Annotated in this window: 20 protein-coding genes; 6 read left to right on the plus strand and 14 right to left on the minus strand. The window is 47.1% G+C overall.

The window, feature by feature from the left end; genetic code table 11:
* Window positions 1-11: 11 nt before the first annotated feature.
* Both BVJ53_RS12440 and cdaA read right to left on the minus strand, forming a co-directional pair.
* Complete coding sequence (locus BVJ53_RS12440; protein WP_129302677.1) at window positions 12-1,103, minus strand: CdaR family protein; 1,092 nt, start codon at window positions 1,101-1,103, stop codon at window positions 12-14.
* Entirely contained in the window at window positions 1,100-1,957 is an 858-nt protein-coding gene (gene cdaA, locus BVJ53_RS12445) for a diadenylate cyclase CdaA (RefSeq protein WP_129302678.1), read from the minus strand. The genes BVJ53_RS12440 and cdaA overlap by 4 nt, the downstream gene beginning before the upstream one ends.
* A gap of 214 nt (window positions 1,958-2,171) precedes the next feature.
* Here cdaA and BVJ53_RS12450 point away from each other — a divergent pair, with 214 nt between their 5' ends.
* From BVJ53_RS12450 to BVJ53_RS12465, 4 genes are all read left to right on the plus strand, one after another.
* Window positions 2,172-2,909, plus strand: coding sequence for an ABC transporter ATP-binding protein (locus BVJ53_RS12450; protein ID WP_129302679.1), 738 nt, complete (start codon window positions 2,172-2,174; stop codon window positions 2,907-2,909).
* The gene (locus BVJ53_RS12455; protein ID WP_129302680.1) at window positions 2,899-4,041 is read left to right on the plus strand and encodes an ABC transporter permease; all 1,143 of its coding nucleotides are present in this window, start codon (window positions 2,899-2,901) and stop codon (window positions 4,039-4,041) included. Before BVJ53_RS12450 ends, BVJ53_RS12455 begins: the two co-directional genes overlap by 11 nt.
* Before the next feature lie 31 nt (window positions 4,042-4,072).
* The gene (locus BVJ53_RS12460; RefSeq protein WP_129302681.1) at window positions 4,073-4,717 is read left to right on the plus strand and encodes a TetR/AcrR family transcriptional regulator; all 645 of its coding nucleotides are present in this window, start codon (window positions 4,073-4,075) and stop codon (window positions 4,715-4,717) included.
* A gap of 128 nt (window positions 4,718-4,845) precedes the next feature.
* Window positions 4,846-7,659 (plus strand): cation-translocating P-type ATPase, encoded by a 2,814-nt coding sequence (locus tag BVJ53_RS12465; RefSeq protein WP_129302682.1) that lies wholly within the window; start codon window positions 4,846-4,848, stop codon window positions 7,657-7,659.
* 654 nt (window positions 7,660-8,313) lie between these two features.
* Here BVJ53_RS12465 and BVJ53_RS12475 read toward each other — a convergent pair.
* From BVJ53_RS12475 to murB, 7 genes are all read right to left on the minus strand, one after another.
* On the minus strand, window positions 8,314-9,387 hold the full coding sequence (locus BVJ53_RS12475) for an ABC transporter substrate-binding protein (RefSeq protein WP_129302684.1): 1,074 nt from the start codon (window positions 9,385-9,387) through the stop codon (window positions 8,314-8,316).
* Complete coding sequence (locus tag BVJ53_RS12480; protein ID WP_129302685.1) at window positions 9,371-10,204, minus strand: ABC transporter permease; 834 nt, start codon at window positions 10,202-10,204, stop codon at window positions 9,371-9,373. The genes BVJ53_RS12475 and BVJ53_RS12480 overlap by 17 nt, the downstream gene beginning before the upstream one ends.
* Window positions 10,194-11,018: an ABC transporter permease gene (locus BVJ53_RS12485; protein WP_129302686.1), complete on the minus strand. Its 825-nt coding sequence runs from the start codon at window positions 11,016-11,018 to the stop codon at window positions 10,194-10,196. The genes BVJ53_RS12480 and BVJ53_RS12485 overlap by 11 nt, the downstream gene beginning before the upstream one ends.
* A 96-nt stretch (window positions 11,019-11,114) precedes the next feature.
* The gene (locus tag BVJ53_RS12490; RefSeq protein ID WP_129302687.1) at window positions 11,115-12,203 is read right to left on the minus strand and encodes an ABC transporter ATP-binding protein; all 1,089 of its coding nucleotides are present in this window, start codon (window positions 12,201-12,203) and stop codon (window positions 11,115-11,117) included.
* Window positions 12,204-12,216: 13 nt separating this feature from the next.
* On the minus strand, window positions 12,217-12,756 hold the full coding sequence (locus tag BVJ53_RS12495; RefSeq protein ID WP_129302688.1) for a helix-turn-helix domain-containing protein: 540 nt from the start codon (window positions 12,754-12,756) through the stop codon (window positions 12,217-12,219).
* 269 nt (window positions 12,757-13,025) lie between these two features.
* Entirely contained in the window at window positions 13,026-15,137 is a 2,112-nt protein-coding gene (locus tag BVJ53_RS12500; protein WP_129302689.1) for a cation:proton antiporter, read from the minus strand.
* A 33-nt stretch (window positions 15,138-15,170) separates the two neighbouring features.
* Window positions 15,171-16,073: a UDP-N-acetylmuramate dehydrogenase gene (murB, locus tag BVJ53_RS12505; RefSeq protein WP_191983449.1), complete on the minus strand. Its 903-nt coding sequence runs from the start codon at window positions 16,071-16,073 to the stop codon at window positions 15,171-15,173.
* Window positions 16,074-16,430: 357 nt separating this feature from the next.
* On the opposite strand from murB, the gene BVJ53_RS12515 reads away from it, so the two are divergent.
* Window positions 16,431-17,189, plus strand: coding sequence for an exodeoxyribonuclease III (locus BVJ53_RS12515; protein WP_129302690.1), 759 nt, complete (start codon window positions 16,431-16,433; stop codon window positions 17,187-17,189).
* Window positions 17,190-17,200: 11 nt separating this feature from the next.
* Window positions 17,201-17,743 carry a 3'-5' exonuclease gene (locus tag BVJ53_RS12520; RefSeq protein WP_129302691.1) on the plus strand — a complete coding sequence of 181 codons (543 nt, stop codon included), beginning with the start codon at window positions 17,201-17,203 and terminating at the stop codon, window positions 17,741-17,743.
* 203 nt (window positions 17,744-17,946) lie between these two features.
* On the opposite strand, the gene BVJ53_RS12525 is transcribed toward BVJ53_RS12520, so the two are convergent.
* The 5 genes from BVJ53_RS12525 to BVJ53_RS12545 form a co-directional block, all read right to left on the minus strand.
* Complete coding sequence (locus tag BVJ53_RS12525; RefSeq protein WP_129302692.1) at window positions 17,947-19,206, minus strand: ABC transporter permease; 1,260 nt, start codon at window positions 19,204-19,206, stop codon at window positions 17,947-17,949.
* Complete coding sequence (locus BVJ53_RS12530; protein ID WP_129302693.1) at window positions 19,199-20,095, minus strand: ABC transporter ATP-binding protein; 897 nt, start codon at window positions 20,093-20,095, stop codon at window positions 19,199-19,201. The genes BVJ53_RS12525 and BVJ53_RS12530 overlap by 8 nt, the downstream gene beginning before the upstream one ends.
* Before the next feature lie 194 nt (window positions 20,096-20,289).
* Window positions 20,290-20,754: a tRNA (adenosine(37)-N6)-threonylcarbamoyltransferase complex ATPase subunit type 1 TsaE gene (gene tsaE, locus BVJ53_RS12535; RefSeq protein WP_129302694.1), complete on the minus strand. Its 465-nt coding sequence runs from the start codon at window positions 20,752-20,754 to the stop codon at window positions 20,290-20,292.
* A complete protein-coding gene (gene pta, locus BVJ53_RS12540; protein ID WP_129302695.1) occupies window positions 20,751-21,728 on the minus strand; it encodes a phosphate acetyltransferase in 978 nt (325 codons plus the stop codon). Before pta ends, tsaE begins: the two co-directional genes overlap by 4 nt.
* A 188-nt stretch (window positions 21,729-21,916) precedes the next feature.
* Complete coding sequence (locus BVJ53_RS12545; RefSeq protein ID WP_010489295.1) at window positions 21,917-22,606, minus strand: uracil-DNA glycosylase; 690 nt, start codon at window positions 22,604-22,606, stop codon at window positions 21,917-21,919.
* Window positions 22,607-22,703 lie beyond the last annotated feature (97 nt).

A 22,703-nucleotide genomic window follows, 5' to 3' on the forward strand; every position in this document is an offset into this window, starting at 1 on the left:
TCTTCCAGTGGTTATTTTTCACTTGTTGATGTGTTTTCGCTTGACGAACTTGATTGAGAACTACTGGCACTGGATGCACTCGAAGCAGCGGTCGACGTGCCGGCGTTAACATTGGTGCCGACATCATCATTACCATGACCAGTTCCCGTGTTGCCAACGCTCACCGTCACCTTAATGGTTTTCGGATCAGCTGCAGAAATACTGTCGTTGAGATCTGTCACGTTGAACGTCCGCGTTGTTGTCGAAGTAATGCCACTGACATCAACAGGAATGGTCAATTTGCTCAACTTATCCAGGCTTTGCTGGTCTGCATATACGGTAACCTGTTTTGTGTCTGACGACAAGGCGTACGTGTACCCATTTGCAGCATTTCCGGTTTGCTTCAATTCAACATTTATTTTTTTACTGGGTCGAGAAATCGGCAAGGTCACATGCACGGTTTGCGGTGACAGCACCACATTCATGGTATTGCCATTGTCATCCAAAGCTTGCAACAGCACTTCCTGATCCACGGTTTTACGAGTATTGTGGGGCAACGAGACATTGGCAACGACCTGGGCAATCGAATCAATCACGGAGCGTGCGCCCGTCACTTCAACGGTTCGCGCCGAAAGCTTAGGATCACCTGCCGCATAACCAGAAGCAATGCTAGCCTTATTATAGCGAACCTGAATCGGCATGGTCTTATTCTCCCGCACCTGAATGTCGACAGTCACTGATTTAGGCGAAATCGAGTAGCTTAAATCTTTGTTCAAACCTTCCGCCTTCAAATGGACGCGATGCTTGCCGACACCCAGATTAGTTAAATCAGCAACTACCCGAAAATTCTGAGTATTGGCGGTCATGGTAACTAAAGAGGCCGTTCCTGTCAGTGCAACCGATACTTTTGACGGGTACCCGGTGATGAAATACTTGTCGGTATTGGCGTTAACCTGCAACGGTACTTTCACAGTCTGAGTCTTGTTTGCTACCAAAGTTGTATCATCGTTAGCATTCTGCCGCGTGTTGTTAATACTCTCAACGTTGACATAAGCAAACAACCCGATCGCAAGAAACAAGGCTAACAAGCGATTAACCCATGGATTATCCCATAAGCGATTCATTGCTTGCCCTCCTTCTTTTTGCGTTGATTAAAAAGCCGCGAAAAGAAACTGACAACCGGATTTGGGTTGCGTGTCTCTTCTTTTGGTACCAACTGCGCTGTCAAGAACTTCATGTAATCCTCGCGTGTCAGGTTGCGTATCAAATTATTGTTGTTCGTAATCGTAACTTCGCCGGTTTCCTCAGACACAACAATCGTCAAAGCATCGGTTACTTCACTGATCCCGACAGCGGCCCGATGACGCGTACCCAGTTCCTTGGGAATCAGGTTACTGTCCGACAACGGCAAATAAGCCGCGGCTACCGCAATTCGATTGTTGCGGATGATGACCGCCCCGTCATGCAACGGCGTGTTAGGAATAAAAATGTTGATTAACAACTCGCCACTAATATCCGCATCCAGTGGAATACCAGTCTCGATATAATCTTCAAGACCGGTATTTTTTTGAATGGTAATTAGAGCACCGATGCGGCGTTTGCTCATGTACTGAATTGCCTTGTCCAGCTCCTTGACCATGCGCGTTTCGGCTTCATGTTGGTTATTGTTTGAACGGAAAATCAACGATCCGCGCCCAAGATGCTCTAGGCCGCGGCGGATCTCCGGTTGAAAAATAATGACCAGCGCCGGCACACTCCAGGTAATTACCAAATCCGTCAGATAGCCAACCGTTTTAAGTTGCAAAAACCAGGAAATAATCTTGATGGCCGCAATAACAAAAACACCTTTAAGCAGTTGCACGGCTTTGGTGCCGCGAACCAGCATGATTAACCGATAAATGACGTACCAGACGACGAGGATGTCAACCAGATTGATAAGGGTGGACCAAGTTAATAGATTTGCGAGATAGGTGCGCATCCGCGTTCCTGCTTTCCATTCTGATTTGAAATCAAACTTCTGAATAATTATACCACGAGATGCCCAAGCGGCGGGCACGGAAACAGGTGAAGCCATTCGCTGCGGCGTACCAGACAGGAAAGCGATCACAATAAGGTTGCTTTTTTGATCAAAAGGATGATAATCGTAAGTGAGTGAGTACTCACTATATTTTTAAAAAGAAAGTGATCAAACGATGACAATCCAACCAGTTGTTCAAGTGACAGGCCTCCAGCAAGGCTACGGTCAAAAAATAGTTCTCAGTGACATTGATCTTACATTAAAACGCGGGCAAATCCTCGCTTTAATCGGTCCAAGCGGTGCCGGCAAAACCACCTTGATTCGAACCATTATGGGCATGATGCGGCCGCGTGCCGGTCAGGTTTTGGTGTTTAACCAGGCTGTTCCGGACCGCCTCCTCTTAGCGCGCATCGGATTCATGGCGCAAACTGATGCCCTGTATGAAAGCTTAACCGGAGCCGAAAACCTAACCTTTTTTGCCAAAATGCAAGGCGTTGGCCACGAGGAAATGACGAAGCAATTAACCTATGCCGCCAATGTGGTTAACTTGCAGTCAGCACTTGACCAACCTGTCAAAAACTATTCTGGTGGAATGAAGCGACGGCTATCTCTCGCCATTGCACTGATTAGTAAACCACCTCTTCTGATTCTGGATGAGCCCACCATTGGCATTGATCCTGAGTTGCGCCGAAAAATCTGGGAAGAACTCCATCGCCTAGCGCATGACCAAGGCACAGCGATTATTTTAACGACCCATGTCATGGCTGATGCCGAAGAAGCCGACATACTTATGATGATTCGCAATGGCACAGCAATTGCTCAGGGCACCCCGACCCAGCTAAAAGCGGATTACCAGACAAATTCGATCGAAGCGGTCTTTTTAGCCGCAGGGAGGCAGCAAGATGCGCATTAATGCTATGATCAGTCGTATTTTTAAAGAAATGATTCGAGATAAACGGACGCTGGCATTGATGTTCATTGCCCCGTTGTTTATCATGACGTTAATCTTTTTTCTTTTCCAATCGAATACAAATACAAAAGTTGACTTAGGTGTACGAGGTGTGGCCACACCAATTGTGAAAGCACTGGACACAGATCGAATTCGAATTCACCATGTCGGTCATGAAAAGCCAACCACTTTAATCAAAAATCGCGATTATGCCGGTGTCCTTACCCAAAAAGGCGACAAATTGACACTACTGCTAGCCAATGCCGATCAAAGCCAAAGTGCCATTGTGAAACAAACACTCCAGGCAGCAACCATCAAACTCAAAATGCAGGCGGCGGCCACCGCTATTAAAACCCAAGCAGCGGCTTTACAAAAGCTGGCTTCAGCGTTAAAACAAGCCTCGCATGGTGCTGCACAGGTGTCACCTCCGCAGCCATCTTCTGCAACTGCAAGTTACCAAATTACCACGCATTATCGCTATGGCTCGGCTAACTCAACGTACTTCGATACCTTATTGCCGATTCTGATTGGCTTCATCGTATTCTTCTTTGTTTTCCTCATCTCGGGTATTGCCTTGTTACGTGAGCGTACCACTGGCACACTTTACCGATTATTGGCAACTCCGGTTCGGCGTGGCGAAATCATTGGCGGTTATTTGCTAGGCTATGGCATTTTTGCGTTAGTGCAAACAATCTTGATCGTCGGCTACACGTTGCTTGTTTTTAAAATCGAGATTCTCGGTAATATTGGTGCCATTTTCTTGATCAACTTATTACTGGCACTAACAGCCTTATCGCTGGGACTCCTCATTTCAACGTTTGCCAATACGGAATTTCAAATGTTACAGTTCATTCCGCTTGTCGTCATCCCGCAAATTTTCTTTACCGGTTTAATTCCGGTGAACCAAATGCTTGGCTGGCTCCAGCCGATTGCCCGTCTCATGCCGCTTTATTATGGTGCTAACGCTTTAACCGGCATCATCACAAAAGGTCAGTCATTAAGTGTTTTATATCCCGATATCATAGCCTTACTAGGTTTCTTCTTATTATTTTTAAGCCTGAACCTTATCACCATGCGCCAATATCGGCAGGTTTAACCAACATCCATTCAGGAAAGAAGTGAGGACCGTGCAGTCGCATAATCTGACGGACCTATTCTCATCATCGCTTGCTGACAGTCATTTGTCGGCTAAGCAACAGTCCGTTTTAAAAGCCAGTTTGCAACTATTTTCGGAAAAAGGGTTTGATCGTACCAGCACCAAAGAAATCGCTCAATTGGCCGGCGTTAGTGAAGGCACCGTTTATAAGCAGTTTAAAACCAAAGAAGGCATTCTTCAGGCGTTGCTCGCTCCGATGATTCAACAGGTCATCCCGAGTGCTTTTAGCGAATTTATTCATGAAATCGGCGAACAGCACCTGCCTGATTTGCATACCTTTCTAACCTTCACCGTACACAATCGTATGTCCTTCGTGATTGCCAATCTGGCACAACTGCGCATCCTGGCCACCACACTTTTGCAAGACACCGTTTTAAGCCAGGCACTGGCGGAAAAATTCCAAGAACAGTTCATGAGCCAAGCCACCAAAGTGCTCGGTGTTTATCAACGTGAAGGCGCTTTAGTTAACTGGCCGCTGGGGCGCATTCTTCGTTATATTTTCGGCACCATTTTAAGTTACCTTTTGCCAGTCGTCCTTGGTGTTCAATCTGATTTTGATCTTGAGACTGCGGTTTCCGAGGCGGTCGCGTTTCTGGAACGCGGGTTACATGCCTAATAAAGCCAGATATACCAGCTGCAAATCGCTAAATTAAATCGCTTAAATTCAACGGTTTTAAGTGTTTTACATCACGCAGAACGTTAGAATGGGGTTAAACGTCTTTATAAAGGAGCCGTGTTTGAGTCATGAAAAGTGAAAAGGAGACGCGGCGCAAGTTTGCAACTGAATCGGTCGCGGATTTACTGACAGACTTGCACACAACGTCAACTGGATTAAGTCAAAAAGAAGCCGCTGCACGTCTTGCGAAATATGGTGAAAATACGATCGCCCGCGAGAAGCAAAAATCCCAGTTACTAGTCTTTCTTAAAAACTTTACCAGTGTGATGGCAATTCTTTTATGGGTGAGCGGGTTCGTTGCAATCCTATCCGGTACCCTGGAGCTTGGCATTGCCATCTGGCTGGTCAACGTTATTAATGGTATTTTTAGTTACTGGCAGGAACACGAAGCCCAGAAGGCAACGGATTCACTCATGAAAATGTTGCCGACTTACACCCAAGTTTATCGAGATGGTAAGTTGCAACAGGTTAATGCCACGCAAATTGTCCCTGGTGACGTATTTAACCTGCAAGCCGGCAATGCGGTGCCGGTTGACGCGCGGCTGATCAAAGCGACCTCCGTTCAAGTTGATCAGAGTGCCCTCACTGGTGAGTCGGTCCCTGAATCCAAAAAAGTTGCATACGATGCCGGTCAAGGTGAATTTGCTGAATCCAATTTGGTTTATGCCGGCACCACAGTAGGCGCTGGAACCGCAACCGCGATTGCTTTTGCGACAGGCATGAAAACCGAATTTGGCCGGATTGCCGCGTTGACCCAGCAGCAAAAGCGCAGTTTGAGTCCGTTACAATTGGAACTCAATCGGCTAACCAAACAGATTTCGCTAATTGCCATCAGTTTAGGGGTTATTTTCTTCGTCGCTGCCATTTTCTTTGTTCATTATCCGGTCGCGCAAAGCTTTATTTTTGCTTTGGGCATGATCGTTGCGTTCATCCCTGAAGGCCTGTTGCCAACCGTAACGCTATCGCTTGCTCAAGGTGTTCAGCGCATGGCCAAAAAACATGCTTTGCTCAAAGATTTAAACAGTGTCGAAACGTTAGGCGAAACCACCGTGATCTGCTCGGATAAAACCGGCACTCTGACTCAAAACCAGATGACGGTCGACCACGTTTGGACCCGATCACATGCTTACAAGGTAACTGGCCAAGGCTATGTCAACAACGGTCATATCGAACTCAACGGCAAGCCGATTCAGTACGGAAACGATCCCGACTTGGACCTCCTCATTCGCCTTGTCGCATTCAACAACGACACCGAAGTCGAACCAGCAAAAGGCAAAGCTCGTCCGAAAATTCTCGGCACGCCGACTGAAGCCTCGCTAGTGATTCTAGCCCAAAAGTCCGGAATCGACGTAAACGCTTATACCAAAAAATATCCGCGACTTAAAGAATTGCCTTTTGATTCAGACCGCAAACGAATGACCACTATTCACCAGCACGATGACCGTACACTTTCCATCTGCACCAAAGGCTCACTCAGCGATTTATTGCCCCACTGCGACACCATTCAGGAAAATGGCAAGGTCCGCCCTTTAACCGCAGCAGACAAAGAAGCGATTGATGCTGCCAACCATAAGTATGCTTCTTTAGGCCTCCGTTCAATCGCTACCGCCTATCGAGAGATTCCGCAAGAAGCCGATAAAAAAAGCCAGCTCGATAATCTCACGATTGAAACTGCCGAAACCAAACTTACCTTTGTCGGTTTGGCCATCATGTCCGATCCGCCTCGTCCAGAAATCTATGATGCCATCGAGAAATGCCACCGCGCCAGCATCAAAATCATCATGGTGACCGGGGATTCCTCGCTAACTGCGAAGTCAATTGCCGTTAAAATTGGCCTGACCTCCGATAAAGCACGCGTCGTCACCGGCACTGAACTCGATACCATGAGTCAAGACGATCTCAAGCAGGCACTGGCAGGCGAAATCATTTTTGCACGGGTTGCACCTGAACAAAAATATAAAATCGTTTCAACCTTACAGGCCATGGGCGAAATCGTCGCATCCACTGGTGACGGCGTGAACGATGCGCCTGCGTTGAAAAAAGCGGACATTGGCGTTGCCATGGGCGTCACCGGAACCGATGTGGCCAAGGATGCTGCCGACATGATTCTCACGGACGATAACTTTGCTTCGATTGTGGCTGCCATTGAAGAAGGTCGCACCGTTTACAGTAACATTCAAAAGTTTCTGGTTTACATTCTGAACTCCAACCTGCCAGAAGCCGCGCCATCTGCTCTCTTCCTATTCTCGCGTGGTGCCATCCCGTTACCATTGACAGTTATGCAAATTCTGACTGTCGACCTCGGAACAGACATGATGCCGGCATTGGGATTAGGATCGGAAAAAGCCGAGCCTGGCATCATGGATAAACCGCCACGCGCCCGGAATGCTCACCTCATGAACCGCACCGTTTTATGGAAGGCGTTTGCCTGGTATGGCTTAATTGCATCCATTATTTCCACTGGCGCTTACTTCTTCGTCAACCATCTAAACGGCTGGCCATTACGCGGCTTGGCAACCAGCGGATCAACCTACGTCATGGCCACAACCATGACCCTTGCGGCAATCATCTTCTGCCAGATTGCCGCAGCCATGAACTGCCGAACCGAAAATGCTTCGGTCTTCAAAGTCGGTCTATTTGCCAATCACCTCGTCTGGTTCGGCATTGCTTTTGAAATCTTCCTATTGGCGTTGCTTAGCTACACGCCGTTCCTGCAAAACCTGTTCCACACCGGCCCGCTGGCACTCACCGACTGGCTTTTCCTGGCAAGTATTCCGATCCCGCTCTTCTTAATTGAAGAAGGTCGCAAGTGGCTCAATCGGCGGCGCTTATCACGTGAAAAAGTCGCGACGACTGCTCGTGGATCAAGTGCTAATAATTGAAAGCTTAGCATGTGTTATTAATTAGCTCAAAAAGGTTCAAAAGGCATATCTATCATGTCTTTTGAACCTTTTCTAGTTGGCCTATGTTTATCATTCTTTAACCAATTAATGTGCCTTGATTACTCCGCTCTTAAACGAAACAAACTGGCTGCAACTCACCATTTTTTAAAAACCGTGACCGTCTCACCGAACGCGCAAAGTCCAAAGGCCAGCGTGATGATGATATAAGGTCGGTTTACTTTAATTGCCAAAGCTGCTAATAACAGACAAGCCACTGCCAACCACAGACTCAGACAACAAATGATATCAAGCCATAAGCCTTCGTCGTGACGACTGTGCTTTCTCATTTGGGTCACCTCATATACAACTATCATACCTGATTGAACTGTCTAGGACTACTGTATACTTTCTATCAAGTCTGTCTGATTAAGCCGATTTGACCATTTTTACAAGCGTAAAGTTTGCGGTCTTTGACGGATTATCTTAACTTGTTAAAGGCATTTTTAGATGATCGAACAAGCCACAACAGTTGGAGAGTCATCCCACTGTTGCGGTTTGTTTGATACTATAAAAATCATCGCGACTTCAAAACAAAAAATCCGCATCAATCAGAGACTTTCTCCAGTTGATGCGGATAGTTTTAACCGTGATCTCTCATCGGCGGTACATCTTAAATTCTAAGAATAAGTCATTGTACAGCCCAACCTTCGCCGGCGGTAGGTCTGAGTAGATCTCAAGATGCTTCATAGTCTCGTCATCTGGATAGAACTGCCGATCATTTTGGACGCTTTTTGGCAGCAGCTTTTTGGCTGCAGCATTTGGTGTCGCATAACCGACATATTCGGCATTTTGAGCGGCGTTTTTGGGTTCCATCATGAAGTTAAGAAAGGCGTAAATGGCTTTGAAATGTTTGGCAGTTTTTGGAATCACCAGGTTGTCAAACCAAAGATTGCTGCCTTCTCGCGGAACAACATAATGCAGGTGTTTGTTGTTGGCCAGCATTTCACTGGCTTCACCTGACCAGTCGACAGCAATTTTGGCTTCGTTTTCGGCCATGTACATTTTGATTTCATCGGCGACAACGGCTTTGACGTTGGGCGACAATTGATCGAGTTTGGCTTTGGCAACGGCCAGCGTCTGTGGATTGGTTTCGTTAACAGACTTTCCCATCGAAATCAACGCTGGCGCAAAAACATCGCGCGCTGAGTCGATGAGCATGATTGAATCTTTAAATTTAGGATTCCACAACTGATTCCAGTGCTGGACTTCGCTGGCTTTGACAAACTTGTCATTATAAATGATGCCCAGTGTCCCCCAGAAATAGGGAATGCTGTATTTATTGCCCGGATCAAATTCTTTATTGATCAAACGCGGATCCATATTCTGCATCCCGTGTAGTTTGCTCTGATCAAGCGGCAAAAGCAGATGGGCTTTTTTCATTTTCTCAATCATATAATCTGACGGGACCGTCAAATCATAGCTAGTGCCGCCTTGCTGGATTTTGGTGAACATCGCCTCGTTGGAATCAAATGTTTCCTGATTCACGTGATAGCCGGTTTGCTTTTCAAACTTACTGATCAATGCAGGATCAATATAATCGCCCCAGTTGAAAAGATTCAGCGTGTTGTCGCCGGTATTACCTTGCGATTTTTGCAGATCTTGACTCCAAACCGCTAATCCCAGGCAGACGGCCAGGATGGCGAGTGCAATACTAATGAGTCGTTTCATTGATCAACGCCTCGCTTTCTCGCTTGTGTTTTGCTCGGCGGCTTTGGCCCGCCCGTTGAAGGAAGTAGTAACCGACGACCAGCAATAAGGCAAAGACGAACATGACTCCGGATAATGCATTGATTTCTAAGCTAATGCCTTGGCGGGCGCGGGCATAAATCTCGACAGCCAACGTTTCAAACCCATTACCGGTCACGAAGAAAGTCACCGCAAAGTCATCCAACGAGTAGGTAAATGCCATGAAGAATCCCGAGAAAATACCTGGCGTGATGTACGGCACAATCACACGCGTCAGCACCTGATAGTTGGAAGCGCCCAAATCACGCGCAGCATCCAGCAACGAATGACTCATTTCCTGCAGACGCGGCAAAATCATCAACACCACAATTGGAATGGAAAAAGCGATATGGCTCATCAGCACTGACCAGAATCCCAGCGGAACCTTTAAGGCCGTGTAGAAAATCAGAAAACTGGCACCGATAATAACATCTGGACTCACCATCAGAATATTGTTGAGTGACAAGATCGTATTTTTCATCACGGGACGGCTGGTTCGATCAATGGCCAGCGCGCCCAATGCGCCGATAATCGTCGCAATTAAACTCGACAGCAACGCCACCAACAATGTATCCAGAACAATCTGAATCATCCGCGTGTCCGCAAATAACTCGGCGTAATGTTTCCAGGTGAAGCCGGAGAAGTTGCTCATCCGATCCCCAGTTGAGAATGAATAAATCACGAGATAAAAAATCGGCACATACAGACAGATGAACACGAAAATCAGATAAAGGTAGGACCATTTGAACTTACGCTTCATGACGGCGCACCCCTTTCTTCTTTCGTTCACCGGTCAGGAACATGATGATAAACATAGCGACAATCAAGACCACACCGATCGTTGAGCCCATGCCCCAGTTCATTGTCGTCAAAAAATGCTCTTCAATGGCGGTACCAAGGGTGATGACTCGATTTCCACCAATTAATCGGGTTAACATGAACAGGCTCAAACTTGGAATAAACACCGCCTGAACCCCAGATTTGACTCCGGAAATCGTCAACGGCCAAACCACTTTGGTAAACGTCTGCCAGCCTTTTGCCCCCAGATCCTGCGAAGCATTCACCAGATTCTCCGGCAATTCTTCAATCGCATTGAAGATCGGCAGAATCATGAACGGAATTTCGATGTACGCAGCGACAAAAATAAAGCTGAAATCAGTAAAAAGAAATTGTTGCGGCGCAATCCCAAACATCCCTAAGAAACTGTTAACCCCGCCGTCCTGACTGAAGATGCCGATGAACGCATATGCTTTTAGTAACAAGTTAATCCATGTCGGTAAGATGATCAGTAACAGCCACAGTTGCTTATGCTTGGCGTAATGCAGCAAATAGGCAGTCGGATAACTGATCAATAACGTGGCAAACGTGATCAAAAAAGCATACCAAACCGAATTAATCGTCATCATAATATAAGTGCCGGACTGAAAATAAGTTTGGTAATTTGCCAAGGTAAAATGGCCGCTAATATCAAAAAAGCTTTGATAAACGATCAACACCATTGGCGCGATGACAAATAGTGCGAGCCACATCACATAAGGTGTATAAAATGCAACATTCGTGGTGGATTTTTTCACGATGACCCTCCTCAGATTCAAAATCTAATGGTGCCCGCCAAGTGGTGGCCTTTCCAGACTATAAACACCGACAAACACCCATCCTCCTACTATGGATCAGTCGCCTTCGTAGGTTTCCAGCCGTGCGTCGAACTCTTCTTCGGATTCGTTCAGTCGCATGACGTGAATATCTTCAGGATCAAAGGTTAATCCGACCGTTTCCCCGTCTTTTGCCGGATTCGTCGAGTGAATCAACCATTCATTTTGCAGTTGGTCGTAAGCGACAATTTCGTAATAATCACCGCGGAATAGTTGGGTATCGACTTCAACATTCACTTTACCGGCGTCTGCTGCCGTAATATCCAAATCTTCCGGCCGTAAAACAACTTCAACGGGTTCATTGGGCCGCATACCGGCATCGGCACATTCAAACTGTTTGCCATTGAATTCAACCAAGAAATCCTTAATCATGTGACCGGGGATGATATTGCTTTCACCAATAAAATCAGCAACAAAATGGTTGACTGGTTCATCGTAAATATCCACCGGCGTGCCACTTTGCTGTACCTGGCCATCGTTCATGACAAAAATTTCATCTGATAATGCAAGCGCTTCTTCTTGGTCATGGGTCACAAACAGGAAGGTGATCCCCAACCTTTCCTGCAATTCACGCAGTTCATACTGCATATCTTTACGCAGCTTAGCGTCAAGCGCCGATAATGGTTCGTCCAAAAGTAACACTTGCGGCTCAAGGACAATCGCCCGGGCAATGGCGACGCGCTGTTGCTGGCCACCTGATAGCTCGGAAATTTCCCGGTCAGCATACCCTTGCAGCCGAACCATTTTAAGCGCATCTGTCACCTTAGTTTGAATCGTTTCTTTGCTCATCCGATGCAACCGCAACCCAAACGCAACATTGTCAAAGACGTTAAGGTGCGGAAATAACGCATAATCCTGGAAAACAGTATTCACTTTGCGCTGGTTAGCCGGAACATCATTTATTTTTTTGCCATCAAAAAGAACTTCGCCTTCCGAGACATCCAAAAATCCGGCAATGGCACGCAAAATCGTAGTTTTACCGGAGCCAGACGGACCAAGCAACGTATAGAATTTTCCTTGTTCGATCTCGATATTGATATCTTTTAATACCTGCGTGTCGCCGTACCGTTTGCCGACATGCTTTAATTCAACAATAATGTTGCTCAATGAACCCAACTCCTTATAGATAAGATGCTGTCGCAACTAGCAGGCACCTGCTGCGACCGGTTGCTGCATTCACCAATTGATGTTGCTTCGTCGCGTGAAAATAGATAGTTTCCCCTTTTTTAGCGACATAAGCCTGATCACCTAACAGCAGTTTCACTTTGCCGCTGACAACGTAAACAAATGTCTCTGCCGGAGATGGTTCAAAAGTTTTGAAAAAGCCATTCGGGGCAAAATCGATCATCACTGGCTCCATCTCATTCTCATTGCTCTCCGGCACCAACCACTTCAATTGATAACCTTTATCCTCATCCAGATAAGTGACCTGATCCTCTTCGTGGTAGACCAGCGAATCGACTGGCTCTTCCCGGAAAAAATCAGCCGGGGACTCGCCTAAAACGCTCAGGATATCAAAAAAAGTCTCTAATGACGGTGAACTTTGGTCATGTTCAACCTGCGAAATATACCCTTTCGATAAATCTGTCCGTTCGCCAAGTTCTTCCTGCGTCAGGTTTTTTCGAATGCGCAGATCACGAATTTTACTGCCAATATCCATGGCACACCGCCTTTTTAGGTTTCGTTAAACTAAACTTCAAGTTTACTGACTCTGCCTATTATACAAATGTCATGCACCAACGCAAGCTTTTATGACTGAGATGTGTAAAAATATTTTTCAAGCGGGACTGCCGGTCCGAAAATTCAACGAATATCGGCGCAAATCGTTAGCGCACAAAAATGGCGGCATCACATTTTCCTTTGAGAAAATATGATGTCGCCATTCATTTATTAACCTAGCATCACGCCAGCCTTGTCAGTCTTCAAAAATCAAACTTCCTCCAAAGACGTCAGAGTCGCTGCGTTTTCGGTGAAATTGACATTTTGGTTCAATCGCTGCGCCATCGTCATGGTGATGTAGCCTTTCTCCATCAAATCATGAATCGCCGTACGCTCTGCAGCAAAGGCAATCGCGCGCAATCGACTTAGCTCATGCTCGTATTGGGTGGATTTATGCGTATTCAACGCCTTGACCGAGGCAATACGATTGCGATACTGGACAATCAATGAATAAATCACCTGGCGATTGTAATGGTGGGCCTTGTTTTCTTTTTGCCGGAGAAACTTCGACAAGTACTTCAAACCGCCTTTTGCTGTTTCTTTTTCAATGAACAATTTCTCGTTAAAGAAGCGATGCGAGCGGTTCTGCTCGCTGGCTACCGTGTACCAGAAGTGTGATAGTCGCAGTGCGGAGCGGTCAAAAAGCATGCGTAATGTCGGACGTCCCGAGCGTTTAGCCATCGAGTCCAAATCATCCATTCGGTGTTTCAATTGCTTGCGGGCTTTGGCATAACTTTTCGACATGATTTTATTTTCCCGCCACAAATCATCCAACGCATATAATTCGCCTTGAACGCCGACTTTGCGCAAGTCGAGTTCATCTTGGACCAGTGGCGGAATTGCCGCACCGGTGTCTTCAGCCAGCTCTAGTCGACGAATCAGATTCTGATATTCCGCGATGAGATCCAACGCGGCTTTTTGATTATTCTCGCGGCGCTCGGATTCAACTCGACGCACGGCCATCTGGTACACAAACATCTGTGCTTGGCTCAACGAAATAATCCGTACATCATTGGCGTGATCCTCATCATCTTCAGTATCATCATCGGTTGTTGCAATGGTGGAACCACGCGTTTGTAAAGGTGCGACTGAGCGTGTCACAATCGGCAAGGCTACAATCGCAACGATCAGGCTCACCACCACAACGCCTGCCGCGATAAATAACATCAGGCTGCGTTCTGGAAACGGATCGCCATTAGCCAGTACGGTTGGTACCGCAAATACCCCAACCAACGTGATGGCACCGCGAACTCCTGAAATGCCGCTTAATAATGCCGCACGCCATGAAGGCTGGTTGCCTTTTGACCGCACCGTCAGTAACATGTAGCCATAAATCCATAAGGTTCGTAAAATCAAAATTCCAAGATAGACCAACACGACAAAGCCGAGTGCCTGTAATGTGCTGACTTCATGATCGGCAATCGTATCGCGCATCGCCACCGGCAGTTCGATGCCTAGAATCAGGAAAATAATCCCGTTAAGCGTGTAAACAATTAAATCCCAAGTTCGCTCTGACACGATTCTTAATTCCGGCAATGCAGCCACATACCGATTGTGCTGCGTATTGCTCAGCAGCCCCGCCACAACCACGGCAATGACGCCGGAAGCGTGCATAAATTCGTCAACAATCAAATAAATAAAAAACGGCGTTAACACCTGTAAGATCGTGTGCAGAATGACATCATTAATGCCTTGTTGCAGTAGCCAGTTTCGACTTAAGTTAATGATTCCGATTAAAACAAGTCCAGCCAATGCGCCAACTAATGACACATACAAGAAGTCCTGGACGGCGTGACCAAAAGCAAATGTTCCCGTCAAGGTTGCGGCAATACCGTATTTGAATCCGATCAAGCCGCTGGCATCATTAATCAGACTTTCCCCGCTTACTAAGTGCAACACGCCACTTGGTAAATGTGCCCGCTTAGCTAGGCTTTGAACCGCAATCGGATCAGTCGGACTGAGAATCGCTGCCAAGGCAAAACTCGCAGGTAGTGGCAGTGGTGGGATCAGGAAATGAATCAAATAACCACCAACCAGCATCGTTGCAAAGACCAGGAAAATCGCATTTCCGATGATCGGACCGCGCAACTCCCACAACTCCCGCCGTGGAAAATGACGTCCATCGTAATACAACAACGGCGCAATGAACAAGAGCATAAACCAATCAGTCGCTAAATTAATTGTTAAATGAAAAAACAAAGCCGCGCCGAGTCCCAGCGCGACTTGAATCAAAGATACCGGGACAGCGACAATGTAGTGGCTGAGCACGTTCGACACGATGACCAGCGCCATCAAGAACAAGACGGCTTCGACTAAATGCATTGTTGGGCCCCTTTCTTTTATTTTGAATGTAAGCTATGACTGCAATGGCTCGCCAATAATGCGAACTTCGGTTTCCAAATCGACACCAAATTTGGCTTTGACCGTTTTCTGGATCAGGTGGATCATATTCAGATAGTCAGTGGCAGTTGCGTCGCCTAAATTGATAATAAAACCTGCATGTTTCATTGAAACCTGCGCACCACCAATAATGTGACCTTGCAAACCGGCTTTTTGAATCATCGGACCCACAAAATGATGTGGCGGTCGCTTAAAAACAGACCCGCATGACGGATATTCTAATGGCTGTTTGGCCGCTCGTCTTGCGTTCAATTCGTCCATTTTAGCCCGAATTGCCGGTTTGTCGCCGCGCTTCAGGGAAAAAGTGACACTTAACACAACATCTCCGGTATCTTGAACGATACTGTGGCGATACCAAAACTTTAATTCGCGATGGTTATAAGTCTTGAGTTCACCTGTGCGCGTCAACACATGGGCACTGCTGATGACATTGCAGACTTCACCACCATAAGCACCGGCATTCATGAAAAGTGCGCCGCCGACACTTCCGGGAATTCCGGCCGCAAACTCAAGACCGGTCAGTCCGGCACGATATGCAGCTTCAGTCGTATCGATAAGACGTGCGCCTGCTTGGGCAGTTACAGTGTTTCCGGTCACCATAATTTCGTTCATGGCCGTCAAAATCAAGACCAGCCCACGGATACCGCCATCGCGCACAATTAAATTACTTGCGTTCCCAATGACGGTCAAAGGCAAATGCTGTTGCCGCGCGGATTCAACCAGAGTCCGAACCTCGGCGACGTTTTTAGGAAAAGCCAGTAAATCAGCTGGCCCACCGGTTTTTGTAAACGTATAATGACTTAACGGCTCATCATGCATGATGGTGATCCCTTCAAGCATCCGTGGTGCATCTACCACAACATCAGGTCCTTTCAAAAAGACTACTTAATATATTTTAGCAGAAATTGACGATTGTGAACACTTGGAGAGCGTGAGCAGGCCCGGTTAGAAACCGGAGCATAAGTGGCCTCGGACTTAAATGGCTGATCTTTGGCCATTTAGTCCGAGGTCCTTATGTGTAGGTTTCTGGGCCTGCGAACGCGTTTACGCGACAGTGTCGGACAACTTATGGCCGGTTTTTGGCCATTGCGACCGAGGTCCTGACACTCTGGTTTCTGAGCCAGTGAGCAGGTTCGTGAGCACTTAGCTCCCCGTGCGTTTGGTAGAAAAGTCTAGTAGAATAAAATGGCAATGTAACGATAGGAGTGAAATTCTTTGAAATTGATTTCGTGGAACGTCAATGGCTTGCGAGCCGTCTTAAAAAAAGACTTTATGACAATCTTTAATGCACTGGATGCTGATTGGTTTTGTCTTCAAGAAACCAAAATGCAGGAAGGCCAAGTGACGCTTGACCTTCCTGGCTACTATCAGTATTTTAACTACGCAGAACGCAAAGGTTATTCAGGCACCGCGATTTTTACGAAACACAAACCGCTCAATGTGACTTACGGAATGGGAATTCCCGAGCATGATAAAGAAGGCCGCATCATTACGCTTGAATATCCCAAGTTTTACTTAATGACGGTTTATACGCCCAACTCTGGCGGTGAACTCAAGCGGCTCGATTATCGGCAACAATGGGATAAGGACTTTCGCGACTATACCACCCGATTGGCAGAAAAGAAGCCATTGGTTTATTGCGGCGATTTAAACGTTGCTCATGAACCGATCGATCTTAAAAATGATAAAACCAATCACCATAACGCTGGGTTCACCGACGAGGAACGTACCGATTTTACCAAGCAGCTTAATAGCGGCTTTATTGACACTTTCCGCCATCTATATCCCGACACGGTCACTTATTCTTGGTGGAGTTATCGATTCCATGCGCGCGCCAATAATGCCGGGTGGCGGATTGACTACTTTGTTGCCAGTTCAAACTTTCAGCCATATGTCAAAGATGCCAAAATTTTAACCGATGTCATGGGCAGTGACCACTGTCCGGTTGAACTCACAACGCAGGATTTACTATAGGAGCGTCAAAAATGGATTTTATTGCCATGGATTTTGAAACCGCCAATCGCAAACGTGCCTCGGCTTGTTCGCTCGCCATTGTGGTCGTGCAGCAAAATCGGGTCGTTGATAGCTTTTATACGCTCATCAACCCACAGATGCACTTTGATCCGCAAAATATTCGGATTCACGGGATCACACCAGATATGGTCCAGAACCAGCCGACTTTTGATCAGGTTTGGCCACATATCCAGATGTTTTATACACCGGGTCGCATCGTCACGGCTCACAATGCCCCATTCGATGTGTCGGTGTTACGCCTGACACTTGACCGTTATGGCATCGCTGCGCCGCGCTATCAGGTGATCGACACTGTTCGGACTTCACGGCAATTTTTACCGAAGTTGCCGAATCATCGGTTGGATACGGTCAGTGCTGCGTTAAAAATTCCGCTGGAACATCACCATAACGCGCTGGCAGATAGTTATGCCTGTGCACGAATTCTCATTGCCGAGAACAAACATTTTGGCGAAGCCCGAACGAAAGCTATGATGAAACTTGCTAAGGCCGGTTAATGACCAAGTAAAGCTTAGTAATCAGTCTTAATGCCGTGCCAAACTTCGCAATCTCCGGTTTGCCACCTCATAATTAAATAACCCAAGAAATTACCTTGGAGAAACAAAAGGTGAACATACTCTGAGTACGTTCACCCTTTTATTATAGCTATGAATTATGACCCAACCTTAACTGATTTAGAAGATAACTTCATCCTGCTATATCAATTTTTAGCGACACTGCGCTCTGATTTCCAGATGCTGAAGGACGTTTTCATCGACTGCCACAAGCCTGAACCAGAGTAAACCAGCACATTGTTCCGGTAGACTTTCACCGTGAACATGGTAAATAGTACGAGGAAGACGAAACTGATGGCAACGCTGATCCACGCCTCACCCATGCTGGCCCGGCCTAGTGACATCTGGGTAGGCATCACGAAGACATTAAGAAATGGGACATAGCTCGTAATTTGTGCCAAAGCCGAGTCACTTGATTGAGCCGCAATCGTAATGAAATACCCGACCAATCCCAACATACTAATCGGCATAGCTGCCTGTTGGACCTGTTCCTGGTTGGAAACCAGCGAACCGGTCAGCGCTGCCAGTACTGAGTAGGTCAAGGTACCGATGATAAAGAAGACGACAATCATCGCTGTGGTGCCAGAAACCAGAATCGAGAAGTCAAACTGCTTCAAAACACCGGATACAAACGACTGATTTTTGATGAATTGCCAACTGATTACCCCCGCAACAACATAAATCGCCAGCTGTGTTAGTAACAGCGCGAAGATTCCGGCCAGTTTCCCGAAGAATTGGGTTGTCGCGCTCACGGAGGACAAAAGGATCTCCATAATGCGCGAGCCTTTTTCCGTGGCAATTTCCTGAGCAAGAATCGAACCGTAAACCATGGTCACCATTAGGATCAAAATCATGGCCACAACCGCCACCCCGTGATTCATCAGTTGCGTTGAGTTTGACTTGGTGACTTGTTTACCATTCTCAATGGCCACTGTTTTGGTGCTGACCATTGGCGGCTGCGTGAGTGCCCTGACTTGCGCTGCCGTAAGATGCAGACTTGCCGCGGTACTGCTAAGTTTCAATCCGCTAAGTGCCGTGACCAAAGTGGTTTTATCAACCTCTTGTCCGTTATCCCGCGCAACGTAGCGCGAGCGGAATTGGTCTTTGGCATCGACAGTTAAAATGCCGTCAACTTTCTCATCGTTTAGCGCCGCATCAGCCTTTTCACTGGACGAGTACACTTTAAAATGCAAGTCATTGCTGTTTTGCTTACTTAATGCCTGACTGACCGCGCTGACATCACTGACAACTGCCACTTGCGAGGGTGCCTGCGTTTTGGCAATGTAAAAAGCAATGCCGACGCCGATGGCCAGAAACAGTAATGGCGAAAGAACCAAGAAGATCCACGAACCGCTTTTGGCGTTCTTTTTGTAAACCTGACTCATGACAACCCAGAATTTATGCATGTGTTTCACCCACTTTCAAGCGGAAAATCTCATCGAGGGTTGGCGGCTGCTGCCGAAATTCCGGTATATAACCATTAGCGACCGCTTTAGCGAAAATCTGGCGGCCCACTGCCGGATCTGCCAGCGTCAACTCAAACTCCTGTCCGTGTTGGCGAATGTTCGTCACACCGTCAAAAGCCTGCAAATCATCGCGGGATAACCCTGACTCAATGAAGAGCTTCGTTCGGCCAAAGCTTTCACGGATGTCACCAACAGCGCCATTCAAGACCATTTTGCCTTGTTTCAGCATCACCAGATGATCCGAGATGGCTTCGACATTGGCCATATCGTGGCTGGAATAAATAATGGCTGCACCATTGTCTTTCAGCATCTCAATCCCAGCCATTAACAAGCTGGCATTGACCGGATCAAGCCCTGAGAACGGCTCATCGAGGATCACCAGTTTAGGCATGTGAATCATGGTCGCAATCACTTGCACTTTTTGCTGGTTACCTTTGCTCAGGTCCTTGATTTTGTCGGTTGCCTTGCCTTTCACCTGAAAACGTTCCAGCCATTCGGGAATCCGGGCTTTCACATCAGCCGTCTTCATCCCGCGCAATCGGGCAAAATAAATAATCTGATCCTGCACGCGCATCTTAGGATATAAACCCCGTTCTTCAGGCAAATAGCCAATGATGTCATAGTCCTTTGCCGTTAACGGATGATCATTCCAGGTAATCGTTCCGGAGTCCGGTGTCAAAAAATTCAAAATCATTCGAAACGTCGTTGTTTTACCGGCACCGTTTTGGCCGATCAGTCCCATAATTTCGCCAGTTTTGACGGTAAAACTCACATCATTGACCGCCGTCATGGTGCCAAAAGTCTTGACGAGATCTTTAACTGCTAACATTGCACACCTACTTTCTTAATCCACGTCACGCTCCACATTGCTAACAGTGTAGCATGTGTACTTTACTTATCAAAGTATAATTTTCAACTATTACAGCTGACGATTAACCTGTTTCACTAAAAATAGCACTGGGTCCACCACCGGTCTCAGTGCTATTTTGGTTGAAATTAAAATAAAAATCAGTGTCTCCGTACTCATTTCAGGCTCTGAAGTAAAGATTCATAGCGCTTACCCTGAGGAACAAACTCGAGATGACGCGTTGTATCCGACTGTTCATCTTTTTGAAAGTGGACCAGCAAATCGGTTTCAGGTTCGCTTGCGCCCAGAAAGTCCGGCCATTCAACGACTGAGACACCGTCACCTTCGAAGTATTCTTCAAGTCCGAGGTCCTCGGCACCACCGTCTTCCAAGCGGTAAAGATCCATATGATACAGTGGCAGCCGACCGTGACGATATTCGCGAATAATCGTAAACGTCGGGCTTTTGACATAATCCGTGATGCCCAGTCCCTTAGCCAAGCCTTTGGTAAAACTGGTTTTACCGGCGCCAAGGTCACCATCCAATAAAAGGACATCTCCTGCCCGCAGATGCGGACTGAGTGAAGCGGCGAATGCCTGCAGTGCGGCCTCGCTGGTAAAATCCTTTGTCAAACTTGTCATAGCAAGGTCTGGGCCGCTGTAATAATGGCCAACTTGTAGACGTCTTCTTCATTAGCGCCGCGGCTTAAGTCGGAAACCGGCTGATTCAAGCCTTGCAGAATCGGGCCGATGGCTTCAAAGCCGCCAAACCGTTGGGCAATTTTGTAGCCAATGTTGCCGGATTGCAGTTCGGGGAAAATAAAGACGTTGGCTTCACCGGCGATTTTGGAATCTGGTGCCTTTTGCTTGGCAACAGTCGGAACGAATGCCGCGTCAAACTGCAGTTCACCATCCAACGCCAAATCCGGTGCCAACTCATGCGCCTTCTGGGTTGCGGCCACCACTTTGTCCACTTGTGGTCCCTTGGCACTTCCTTTAGTCGAAAATGACAACAAGGCAACTCGCGGCGGATCAATGTCGAATAAAGCCGCTGTTTTTGCTGATTCAACCGCGATTTCTGCCAGTTGATCGGCATCCGGGTCGATATTAATCGCATTATCCGCAAATAAGTAACGTTCATCGCGACCACGCTGCATGATAAACGCGCCGCTAACAAGATGCACGCCGGGACGGGTCTTGATGATTTGCAAGGCTGGCCGTACGGTATCCGCTGTTGAATGAACCGCACCGGAAACCATACCGTCTGCTTCCTTCATATAAACAAGCATGGTGCCAAAATAATTGGCATCCTGAACAATCTTTTCCGCCTGCTCAGCGGTTGCCTTGCCTTTTCGTCGCTCAACGAATGCCGTCACCATCTTGGCGTGAAGATCATCATGCTCAGGATCGCGAACCGTCAACTTGCTTAAATCCCAGCTTTTTTTGGTTGCCAGGTTGTGAATTTTATCAGGGTTACCAAGCACAATCGCCTGCACCAATCCATCGGCTGTCAGTCGTACCGCTGCGCCTAAAACACGCGGATCCTCGCCTTCCGGAAATACAATGCGCAAATGCTTGTCATTAATTTTGTCTTTTAAGCTTTCAAATAAATCCAAATCTTATCCCTCCATAAAAGCGCTTTATTCCTTAACATCATACCGTCTTTATCGGGTCATGACCAGCGGAAGACAATGGAAAAACACCTCAGGTCACTTGCACCGTGCATTTGCTTCGAAACAATAAACTGCCGAACAAGCCTCGCATCACGATGCTTATCACTGGAGCAAGCGATCATTGCGCTTGGTTAGCTGGCGGCCGTGACCGTTTCCGGCAGTTGCCAGTTAATCGGCGTTTCACCCATTTTTTTCAACGCTTCATTGGTACGGGAAAACGGTCGGCTGCCGAAAAACCCACGAGATGCCGATAACGGACTTGGATGCGCGGAGGCAATGATCGCATTCTTGCTGGTATCAATCAACGCAGCTTTCTTCTTGGCAGCATTGCCCCACAAAATAAACACAACTCCGCCACGGGCAGACAAAGCCGCAATCGCTGCATCTGTTAGCTCTTCCCATCCATGATTCTGGTGGGAATAAGCCCGACCTGCCTGCACGGTTAAGACCGCATTCAGCAACAAGACCCCTTGATCGGCCCATGCTTTTAGATACCCGTGATGCACCGGTGGATAGCCTAAATCGCTTTGTAATTCCTTATAAATATTTTGCAACGATGGCGGCAATGCCACACCAGGCGCAACCGCAAAGCTTGCCCCGACTGCCTGATGCGGATTATGGTAAGGATCCTGTCCCAAAATGACCACTTTGACGTCATGAAACGGGGTCCATTCGAACGCCTGAAAAATGTGATGCATTTCTGGATAAATCGTTTTGGTTGTGTATTCTTCCTTCAAGAACTCATGCAGCCGGGCATACTCGGGACTTTCGAAAATCGGTTCCAGCACCGTCTGCCAATCATTATGTATTAATGTTTTCAAAAGCTGCACCTCCGCAAATAGTGTACAAGAATCCCTGCGCGTTTGCTACCGGGCAACCGCTTTTCATGCTAAAATTAAGAACGTAATCGCACCATGA

This window comes from Lacticaseibacillus chiayiensis, assembly GCF_004123795.1.
In the GTDB taxonomy this organism is placed as follows: domain Bacteria; phylum Bacillota; class Bacilli; order Lactobacillales; family Lactobacillaceae; genus Lacticaseibacillus; species Lacticaseibacillus chiayiensis.

What these genes read in the sequence shown, in the direction of transcription:
- BVJ53_RS12440 (WP_129302677.1), bottom strand. Translation starts at nt 1,103, where the DNA reads ATGAATCGCTTATGGGATAATCCATGGGTTAATCGCTTGTTAGCCTTG.
- cdaA (WP_129302678.1), bottom strand. Translation starts at nt 1,957, where the DNA reads ATGCGCACCTATCTCGCAAATCTATTAACTTGGTCCACCCTTATCAAT.
- BVJ53_RS12450 (WP_129302679.1), top strand. Translation starts at nt 2,172, where the DNA reads ATGACAATCCAACCAGTTGTTCAAGTGACAGGCCTCCAGCAAGGCTAC.
- BVJ53_RS12455 (WP_129302680.1), top strand. Translation starts at nt 2,899, where the DNA reads ATGCGCATTAATGCTATGATCAGTCGTATTTTTAAAGAAATGATTCGA.
- BVJ53_RS12465 (WP_129302682.1), top strand. Translation starts at nt 4,846, where the DNA reads ATGAAAAGTGAAAAGGAGACGCGGCGCAAGTTTGCAACTGAATCGGTC.
- BVJ53_RS12475 (WP_129302684.1), bottom strand. Translation starts at nt 9,387, where the DNA reads ATGAAACGACTCATTAGTATTGCACTCGCCATCCTGGCCGTCTGCCTG.
- BVJ53_RS12480 (WP_129302685.1), bottom strand. Translation starts at nt 10,204, where the DNA reads ATGAAGCGTAAGTTCAAATGGTCCTACCTTTATCTGATTTTCGTGTTC.
- BVJ53_RS12495 (WP_129302688.1), bottom strand. Translation starts at nt 12,756, where the DNA reads ATGGATATTGGCAGTAAAATTCGTGATCTGCGCATTCGAAAAAACCTG.
- BVJ53_RS12500 (WP_129302689.1), bottom strand. Translation starts at nt 15,137, where the DNA reads ATGCATTTAGTCGAAGCCGTCTTGTTCTTGATGGCGCTGGTCATCGTG.
- BVJ53_RS12520 (WP_129302691.1), top strand. Translation starts at nt 17,201, where the DNA reads ATGGATTTTATTGCCATGGATTTTGAAACCGCCAATCGCAAACGTGCC.
- BVJ53_RS12525 (WP_129302692.1), bottom strand. Translation starts at nt 19,206, where the DNA reads ATGCATAAATTCTGGGTTGTCATGAGTCAGGTTTACAAAAAGAACGCC.
- BVJ53_RS12530 (WP_129302693.1), bottom strand. Translation starts at nt 20,095, where the DNA reads ATGTTAGCAGTTAAAGATCTCGTCAAGACTTTTGGCACCATGACGGCG.
- tsaE (WP_129302694.1), bottom strand. Translation starts at nt 20,754, where the DNA reads ATGACAAGTTTGACAAAGGATTTTACCAGCGAGGCCGCACTGCAGGCA.